Origin of the sequence: Acinetobacter sp. ABJ-A23_2 (genome assembly GCF_044538765.1) — a bacterium.
Lineage (GTDB): Bacteria > Pseudomonadota > Gammaproteobacteria > Pseudomonadales > Moraxellaceae > Acinetobacter > Acinetobacter nosocomialis_A.
Genome location: NZ_JBIUCP010000028.1, coordinates 45,934 through 53,617, shown reverse-complemented (window position 1 = coordinate 53,617; position 7,684 = coordinate 45,934). Strand labels below are relative to the sequence as shown.

11 protein-coding genes and 1 tRNA gene are annotated in these 7,684 nt (G+C 33.2%); 4 read left to right on the top strand and 8 right to left on the bottom strand.

Annotation, left to right across the window (positions count from 1 at the left end; translation table 11 throughout):
• Positions 1–115 precede the first annotated feature (115 nt).
• Positions 116–349, bottom strand: a complete 234-nt coding sequence (locus ACH63V_RS11105; protein WP_263613320.1) for a hypothetical protein — start codon at positions 347–349, stop codon at positions 116–118.
• Positions 350–552: 203 nt separating this feature from the next.
• A complete protein-coding gene (locus ACH63V_RS11100) occupies positions 553–768 on the bottom strand; it encodes a cold-shock protein (RefSeq protein ID WP_236753953.1) in 216 nt (71 codons plus the stop codon).
• A gap of 517 nt (positions 769–1,285) precedes the next feature.
• Between ACH63V_RS11100 and ACH63V_RS11095 the strand changes: the two genes are divergently transcribed.
• Positions 1,286–1,903: a LysE family translocator gene (locus ACH63V_RS11095; RefSeq protein WP_263613319.1), complete on the top strand. Its 618-nt coding sequence runs from the start codon at positions 1,286–1,288 to the stop codon at positions 1,901–1,903.
• A gap of 93 nt (positions 1,904–1,996) precedes the next feature.
• Here the strand turns inward: ACH63V_RS11095 and ACH63V_RS11090 are convergent, their stop codons facing one another.
• Together ACH63V_RS11090 and ACH63V_RS11085 are read right to left on the bottom strand one after the other, a co-directional pair.
• Positions 1,997–2,542: a glycoside hydrolase family 108 protein gene (locus ACH63V_RS11090; RefSeq protein WP_396463531.1), complete on the bottom strand. Its 546-nt coding sequence runs from the start codon at positions 2,540–2,542 to the stop codon at positions 1,997–1,999.
• Positions 2,543–2,577: 35 nt separating this feature from the next.
• Entirely contained in the window at positions 2,578–2,907 is a 330-nt protein-coding gene (locus tag ACH63V_RS11085; RefSeq protein ID WP_272480772.1) for a hypothetical protein, read from the bottom strand.
• A gap of 629 nt (positions 2,908–3,536) precedes the next feature.
• On the opposite strand from ACH63V_RS11085, the gene ACH63V_RS11080 reads away from it, so the two are divergent.
• Complete coding sequence (locus tag ACH63V_RS11080) at positions 3,537–4,208, top strand: XRE family transcriptional regulator (RefSeq protein ID WP_396463530.1); 672 nt, start codon at positions 3,537–3,539, stop codon at positions 4,206–4,208.
• Between the two features lie 151 nt (positions 4,209–4,359).
• Here ACH63V_RS11080 and ACH63V_RS11075 read toward each other — a convergent pair whose 3' ends face one another.
• Both ACH63V_RS11075 and ACH63V_RS11070 read right to left on the bottom strand, forming a co-directional pair.
• Positions 4,360–4,593 (bottom strand): hypothetical protein, encoded by a 234-nt coding sequence (locus ACH63V_RS11075; RefSeq protein WP_005070233.1) that lies wholly within the window; start codon positions 4,591–4,593, stop codon positions 4,360–4,362.
• A gap of 175 nt (positions 4,594–4,768) precedes the next feature.
• Positions 4,769–4,845: transfer RNA gene (locus ACH63V_RS11070), tRNA-Met, on the bottom strand.
• A gap of 255 nt (positions 4,846–5,100) precedes the next feature.
• Between ACH63V_RS11070 and xseA the strand changes: the two genes are divergently transcribed.
• Both xseA and xseB read left to right on the top strand, forming a co-directional pair.
• A complete protein-coding gene (gene xseA / locus ACH63V_RS11065) occupies positions 5,101–6,363 on the top strand; it encodes an exodeoxyribonuclease VII large subunit (protein WP_396463529.1) in 1,263 nt (420 codons plus the stop codon).
• The gene (gene xseB / locus ACH63V_RS11060) at positions 6,356–6,550 is read left to right on the top strand and encodes an exodeoxyribonuclease VII small subunit (protein WP_396463528.1); all 195 of its coding nucleotides are present in this window, start codon (positions 6,356–6,358) and stop codon (positions 6,548–6,550) included. Before xseA ends, xseB begins: the two co-directional genes overlap by 8 nt.
• A 240-nt stretch (positions 6,551–6,790) precedes the next feature.
• On the opposite strand, the gene ACH63V_RS11055 is transcribed toward xseB, so the two are convergent.
• Together ACH63V_RS11055 and ACH63V_RS11050 are read right to left on the bottom strand one after the other, a co-directional pair.
• Positions 6,791–7,009 carry a hypothetical protein gene (locus tag ACH63V_RS11055; protein WP_348888888.1) on the bottom strand — a complete coding sequence of 73 codons (219 nt, stop codon included), beginning with the start codon at positions 7,007–7,009 and terminating at the stop codon, positions 6,791–6,793.
• Positions 7,010–7,057: 48 nt separating this feature from the next.
• Positions 7,058–7,651: a LysE family translocator gene (locus ACH63V_RS11050; protein WP_016804773.1), complete on the bottom strand. Its 594-nt coding sequence runs from the start codon at positions 7,649–7,651 to the stop codon at positions 7,058–7,060.
• Between the last annotated feature and the right edge of the window lie 33 nt (positions 7,652–7,684).

The following is a 7,684-nucleotide window of genomic DNA, read 5'->3' as shown; positions in this document are numbered from 1 at the left end:
ACTTATGACGTTATGAATAACAAATTAATCTAAATTGTTAAAAATATGTAATTAAAAATTATTTTTAGCTTATCTGATTTAAGCATTATAGTTGCCAAGCTTAAAGTGTTTTTATTTAACATTCACTTAACGATCTTTGCTCTTTTTTTAAGAAACTCTCGGCTATTCGTGATGCTTCTTGAAAATTGATTTCACTGCACACCCAAAATGACAAAAGCTTTCCATTTAAATGAAAGTATTGCTTATGGTACTCAGTGACATCATCTGAATGAGGGTTTCCAACACAGAAACAATTTTCATTATTTTTTCTTACTTTACCGTTTAAAATACCGCCAATACAAATATCCATTTTTATACCAGTTATAATGTTAACTTATAAAACATAAATTTAATTTTTATATTATATAAAACAAATAATCAACTTATTTAATATTTTATATAAAAAACCCACAAAGGAAGAAGTGGGTTTTTTAACTACGTAGATGATTTCATGTTATTTAATTGAGCAAATCGCCAAAAAATAAACCAAATAAAATCATCAAATTACGTTATTTAAGCATTCGTCACAATTGTGATGTTCGAAGCTTGTGGGCCTTTTTTACCCTGTGTCACAGTAAACTGAACACGCTGACCTTCTAAAAGAACTTTAAAGCCTTGTGTTTGAATCTCAGAAAAATGTGCAAAAACATCTTTACCTTCATCAGATTGAATAAAACCAAAACCTTTAGTTTCATTAAACCATTTTACTGTACCAGTAGTATTAGACATAAATTAATCCTAATTTTTTAAAAACATTATCATTTGTTATTGGGTGAACCAATTGAACTAAAAAATATACACTCTACTTAAATATCTAATAATATACGGAGGATTATAAATAAAACTGCGAAAAGAGAGATTTAGGGTTACATGAATATTTTTGTAGTTAAAGTCGACTATACACGCTTCTTAACGAATTGCAATCTCTATCTTGATTAATTGATTTTTTACTTAATTTAAGACGCTCCATTCTTATCTAATTCATTGATTTTAAATACTATTTATAAATAATTTTATTGATTTAACATCACTATATTAATTAAATATATCTTATTTTTTACACGATAAAATTTTGTCTTCTATAGATTTTTAAGCTTTGCTATAAGCTCAAACGCTTACTTTTAGGAATAATTAAAATATTTTACTTTTTTATAAAATATACAGACTTGTATATATACACTTTGCCTATTCTACTTTAAAGTACATGTGCAGCTTAACATGTTGATGATAAACAGGAAGTAACTCCGTGAACGGTCTCTTAGTTTTTATAACAATTGCTTTTCTTACATTATCAAGCCCAGGACCAGGCGTTTTATTTACAGTAACAAATTCAATTAACTATGGTGTTCGTACTGCTTTATTCGGTATTAGCGGTTTAATCATTGGTATGTTCATTATCGCTGTGATTTCTGCAAGTGGAGTCGGGCTTATTATTACCAGTAATCCTACGATCTTCACGGTCTTAAAGTTTATTGGGGCCTTTTACCTTATGTATTTAGGTTATAAAAATTTCATAAAAAAATCCCCAACACAAGATTTACTCGAAACTGAACATGACGAGAAAGGTATAAAGAAATCAAAACTTTTCTATCAAGGATTGTTTGCTTCACTACTTAATCCCAAAACAATTGTCTTTTTCATTGCCCTTTTTCCACAGTTTATTGATATTAAAAAAGAAATATTAAATCAGTTTCTGGTTTTATCTTTAACCTTCTGTTTTATTGGATTTTTGATTCATTTAGTTTATGCCAACTTTTCTTCTATTTTTAAAGAGAAAATGCTTGCCGGAAATAATTTTGCAAAACTGAATAAAGTCAGTGGTTGTATTTTCTTTCTTCTCGCTATTTTACTTATTACTCAATAAAAAGTTTGTACTCCTATAAAAAGCAGAATGGACCAGCTTGTTAAATGTTTTGTAGCCTATATGCTTAAAAACAGCTCTAACAAGTTGGTCTTTTTATAAGTTCACACGGTTAGCAAGCCATCCATAAAAGAACTGCTCATACTTTGGATTTTTCTCGGTAATTGCAATATAGCGTTGGCCTTGCATAATATTCAGAAGACGTACTAATACCCGTTCACCTTCATTACCGCGCTTCTTTATATAGATTGATAAAGCCTGTAATGTAGAGGGTCCATATTCCCCATCCAATTTAAGATCCGCCCAACCTTCTTTCCCTTGCCGGTTTAACAAGTTCAAAGCACGCTGTAGAAGTGGTTTTGTAAAACCAATACCGCAATTTACTCCTGTGTCGAGTAGCTCTTCAGCAATGGTCGGACTAATCAAATTAACTTGATCAAATCGCGGCTCAAGCCAATATTGGCTCTTATAAATATCTCTTGCGATTTCTAAAGGTAAATCCTTCATTTCACCTTGATATCCATAACTACGTGCAACTGCTTGTGTAATGCCATATTTAGTAGCATGGCCAGAGTCAAGGAGGTCATTTACATAACCACCTTCACGTTTTATAAGTGCATCTAAATATTGTTCAATATTCATGGGATTGTCCTCATTTATAAAACTCACTGTTAGTATTAACTTTGAATATCATCTTTTGCTTTTTTTAAGTCTTTCATTACTTCAACAATGGTTTTCCCTTCTTGTTTATTAATGAAGTTAAATATCCATCTCACAATTGCCCAGCCAGGTAAGCCACAAATAAAGAAGAATCCACCTAAAGTGATCATGCCCCATATATCTGTCACCCATTCATGCAAGTCCCATTTCATGATAATGAATGAGCCACCAGTCAAGCTTGAGACAATAGTGCAAATCAAACCGACTACCCATTCTTGAGGTGAACGAGGGAAACGCATGATTAGAACCACTGCTACGACTAAGCTCACAGCTAAAGCAATCATCATGACCGTACCATAGAGCTTAAAAGCAGAAGCTAGTCCGTTTAATATTAAAAAATTTTCCATAATTTAATCCTGTCTCATACTTAAAATTTGAGAAATAATCTTGATTACTACATTGTTATTTCTCATATTTTTATAAAAAATCTGCTACACAACCACAGTTAGCTTAACCGTTCTTTTTTCTCTTAAAACTGGCATACATCAATGACTTATCTTTTTTGACCAAAAAGTTGAGATAACACGCTGCCGTATATCGGAAACTTTTGTGAGCCATTAAATTCTTTGTTAGATTCTTCATGTTCTTGATACCCTTTATCGACGAACATTAAGCCTGATCCACGGAATCGGGCTTTTTTTATTTCATTTTTTGTTTTTGATAGCCGATCTCTACCACTGATTCACTATCGCCATTTTTTATATTCTGTCGTCCAGTGAGGCAGAATAAATATCACTACTTACTAAGCCATTGATAAAAATTAAAAATATACTTAAGTAAAATATTTGATTCGTTCTATCAATGAGTTCTCATAACTGATATTATAACTATAGTTATTATTAGTCAATAACTATAGTTGTTTTACTAAATATAACTTAAGTTATATATTTGTTATAAGTTAGCTGGTGCGATCATTATGGCTCTTAAAGACCGTTTAAAAGATTCAAGGATTAAAGCTAAGAAAACTCAGGCAGAAGTTGCTGAAGCAGTAAAAATGTCTCAGCCTGCTTATCAAGCTTTAGAATCGGGAAAGAACTTAAAATCTGCTTTTCTTCCACTCATTGCACAGTTTTTAGGTGTAGATGCTTATTGGCTCACTACTGGTAACACAGAAGATTCTTTTAGAGAAAGTGATGTATTTAGTCCTACCGTTGTCAGTAGTGATGTAGTAGATCAATATGTGTGGATTGAAGTTGTTGAAGCAAGTTTTTCTTGTGGTACAGGCGAATCTATCGAATTTCATTTCGATGCTATTAATGGAAAAATTCCTTTCCCCGCTTCATTCTTTAAAGAAAAACGCGTTGCTCAAGAATGCATGCGTATTATTAAAGCTAAGGGCGACAGCATGACCGACTACATCAAAGATGGAGATTTGGTCGGTATTGATATCTCACAGACTGAAGTCATTGATGGCGAGATTTATGCGGTTTACTTTGCCGGTGAAGGAATGATTAAACAGATTTTTAAAGAGGCAGATGGTTCTTTAATTTTGCACAGTTTAAATGAAAAATTTAGAGACCGACGAGTAACTGAAGAGAACGGTAAAAACTTTAAGGTTATGGGTCGCCAGTTCTGGCGTGCAGGCTAATTTAGTTATTAAATATAATTAAAATAATAATACGAGTTTTTTTAACCACTTCAGAATTTTATAACTTTAATTATTTATATAATGTATAGACATAAAAAAACCTATCCCCTTTAAAAGAGATAGGTTTTCTCGCTTTATTACCATGGTTTTATCAACAATATGTATTTAAACGATAAAGTTGATTAAATCCAGTATAGAAGCTTTTACCATCTTGGTTTAACTCAATTTCTTCACCAGATTGAAGTTGAATTTTTTTACCAACTTCGACCCAACGATATCCATCGAGAGAGTTTTGTTTACGCACATGAGGAACAATCCTCACATTAATTTCGTTGCCATTTACGGCTGTGGCAATGTGCCACTCATTTACTATATTCACAATCATTCACTCATCACTGAGCTCATGTGATTTTACGGTATGTAATTAGAACGCTAGATTTAGGGTATGGACAGTTCGTCTAGAATTTAATATTTAGCTTTATATAGGGTTATTTATAAGCTAATTGCTTTTCATAATTTTCGTATTATGAAAAGTGGTACATCACAGAGCATAATATTTTTGGATGCGGGAGTCGGATTTGAACCAACGACCTTCGGGTTATGAGCCCGACGAGCTACCAGACTGCTCCACCCCGCAATTGGAAGTAAGCTTTATACGCTCATCTATTTTATAAAGCAAACTTTATTTTTTAATCGGTTGTAATTATTAACAATTCTCTTTTTATTATTTTTTCATTTTAACCATTCAGTCTAAATTCACATATCAATTTCAATTTTTAATTCTTTAAATTGTTGTATTTATTTTAAATAGAACCCGATATTCATAGACAACAATTGCCTTGGTTGGATGGCTTTTATACTATCTAGTTTGGCCCTTTAATTTTTTGTTCGTATGTCTGAACCTCAGTTTTCCCTTAGTGAATATCTCGGCACTGTGCAGGAAGTGATACGCCTGACATTTGACGAACCGGTATGGGTTAGAGCAGAGATTCGTAATTTAAATATTAAAGGTGGACATTACTATTTAGAGCTTGCAGAGAAAGATGCAGATACGGATAAAGTCATCGCCAGTTGTAAAGCAACCATTTGGAAATTTTCAGCGAGTAAAATTGTTCTTAAGTTTGAACGAGAAACAGGAATTGAGTTAGCAAGCGACTTAAACGTTTTAATTAAAATTAGAGCGCGTTTTGATCCGCAATATGGATTTTCAGTCAATATAGAAGAGATTGACTCAAGTTTTACACTTGGGGAAATTGCAAAACGTTATCAACAAATTGTAGAGCGTTTAACTCAAGAAGGTTTGATTCATAAGAATAAACTTCTCCCTACTCCTTTTGATATTCAAAATGTTTTAGTGATTGCTCCTCAAAATGCTGCAGGTTTGGGGGACTTTAAAAAAGATGCAGATGCTCTTGAGCGAAATGGGGTTTGCCATTTTGTTTATCAAAGTGCGACCTTTCAGGGAAATACGGCTGCCGTTAGCCTTATGGAGTCATTGGCAACAGGGTTAAAGCAATGGGCAAATAGTTATAACTTTGCACCCGATCTGATTGTAATTATTCGTGGTGGTGGTGCTGTAAATGACTTAGCTTATTTAAATGATTATGAGCTTGCTGCCCTACTCTGTAAACGTAGCGTACCGATTTGGGTTGGTATCGGACATGAAAAAGACCGTACTATCCTTGATGAGATCGCACACCGTTCGTTTGATACTCCAAGTAAAGTGATTGCGGGTATTCGCAACCATATTGTTGAACGTGTACAAGAAGCTGTAGACAACCTACAAACAATTAAACTTTTGTCTCAACATCAAATTACGACTTATCAAAGTAAGAGTGATCAATATTTACAACATATTAAATCTTCTGCCCAAGGCCAACTTAATTCTGCTCACCAGTTCCTCGAACAAATGAAAGAACGCATTCAATTTGTTTCGCAGCAACAGGTTAAGTTTTCTTTAACGCAAACCGAAGCGCTTATGCGAGAAATTCTTCTGCAAAACCCGAGACAGATTCAAGCCAAAGGCTATGCAATTGTAAGATCTGAAGGCAAAGCAATTCGTTCTGTTCATCAAATCTCAAACTCGGCCGTTACTATTGAAATGCAAGATGGTGTTATTGAGGCCAATATTACAGAGGTAATTCCTAATGAATGAAAAAGAACTGTCTTTCAAAGAAGGTCATGCCATCTTAAAACGAAATGCTGAATTACTTGAGTCTCAGGAAAGCCCAGATGTTGATAATTTAATGAAAATTGTTGAAGAATCTATTAGTGCTTATAAAGCGTGTAAGTCTCGAATTGAAGCTGTTCAACAAGCTTTAGATGAAACATTTAAAGAATAATTTGCAATAAAAAAAGCCCATTTCTACTTCTCATTGAAGAAATGGGCTTAGTGAACACCACTTAGTCCTGAAATGCAAAAATGAGGATTAGGTCACATTTTTGCAAAAACATAGTCCCATAAGGAACTTCGATGTTCAATATTTTAATTGTGTCTATACGTTAGTTTGGCTTAATTTTCACCATATAAGACTATAAAACACAAACTCTGCTCATGGTTATTGTTAAATTTAATTTAAGAGTTATTCCTCATTGAATGGACCAACTAATTTATAAATTTTCCCATCTTTTGGATTTTCATAAAGTAAATCCATGTTGGGTAGAATAATCTCATCATCAATTTCAATATGTTCTACACTTTTATGAAGCTCAAGCACATGGTCATTCATGGGTCTAACTTTTGCCAAAGCAATTAATTCTTTATCAAATTGGTCCTTGATAATTACTTTTAATCTTTTCATAAAAATCTCCTGAAAAATAAATTTTTTAATATAAATAATGAGTTAAGTTTAAAATGAGCTAATCGCAGAATAGCCGATTGGCATAGCAAAGAAAGTTAAAATAAATGCAGCTGTACGTTGTAAATTGCGTTGATTTAACCAAGTTACTTTATTTGAAATAAGGACTGTTCCAAACATAATCCATAAAAAAGCAATTGGAGTAATTAAAGATAAAAACACAACAATGTGAATAAAATACAAATGCGGATTTTCCCACGCTGCATGTGGAAAAATCGCCGAAGCAAAGAGCAAAGCTTTCGGGTTTAAAAGTGTTGCAAGAAATAAAGCTTTTGGCGTAATGAGTGGTCGGTCTAATTTAATATCTTCAGTCGATGTCATCCAAAGTTTAAAAGCAAGATAAAGAATGAAACCCGCACTGATCAGCTTTAATATGGCTGGAAGCCATGGAATGAAATGAGATACTGACTCAAGTAAAACACCCCAAGAGGTAATTGCGATTAGGTAACCTATTACCTCTGCCGGAATTAACTTAAGTGAATGCTTTACCCCTGCCTGTATGCCAGCCGAGGCTAATAATGTATTTGTTGGTCCTGGAGTCAGCAAAATAGTGACCACAAGTCCAATAAACAAAAATGACACCATAGGCTAAAAACTCGATTGATTACGCTAGGCGAA

Coding starts and splice junctions, on each gene's coding strand:
- xseB (WP_396463528.1), top strand. CDS start 6,356: ATGAATGAAAAAGAACTGTCTTTCAAAGAAGGTCATGCCATCTTAAAA.
- ACH63V_RS11075 (WP_005070233.1), bottom strand. CDS start 4,593: ATGATTGTGAATATAGTAAATGAGTGGCACATTGCCACAGCCGTAAAT.
- ACH63V_RS11105 (WP_263613320.1), bottom strand. CDS start 349: ATGGATATTTGTATTGGCGGTATTTTAAACGGTAAAGTAAGAAAAAAT.
- xseA (WP_396463529.1), top strand. CDS start 5,101: ATGTCTGAACCTCAGTTTTCCCTTAGTGAATATCTCGGCACTGTGCAG.
- ACH63V_RS11100 (WP_236753953.1), bottom strand. CDS start 768: ATGTCTAATACTACTGGTACAGTAAAATGGTTTAATGAAACTAAAGGT.
- ACH63V_RS11090 (WP_396463531.1), bottom strand. CDS start 2,542: ATGAATATTGAACAATATTTAGATGCACTTATAAAACGTGAAGGTGGT.
- ACH63V_RS11085 (WP_272480772.1), bottom strand. CDS start 2,907: ATGATGATTGCTTTAGCTGTGAGCTTAGTCGTAGCAGTGGTTCTAATC.
- ACH63V_RS11050 (WP_016804773.1), bottom strand. CDS start 7,651: ATGGTGTCATTTTTGTTTATTGGACTTGTGGTCACTATTTTGCTGACT.
- ACH63V_RS11080 (WP_396463530.1), top strand. CDS start 3,537: ATGGCTCTTAAAGACCGTTTAAAAGATTCAAGGATTAAAGCTAAGAAA.
- ACH63V_RS11055 (WP_348888888.1), bottom strand. CDS start 7,009: ATGAAAAGATTAAAAGTAATTATCAAGGACCAATTTGATAAAGAATTA.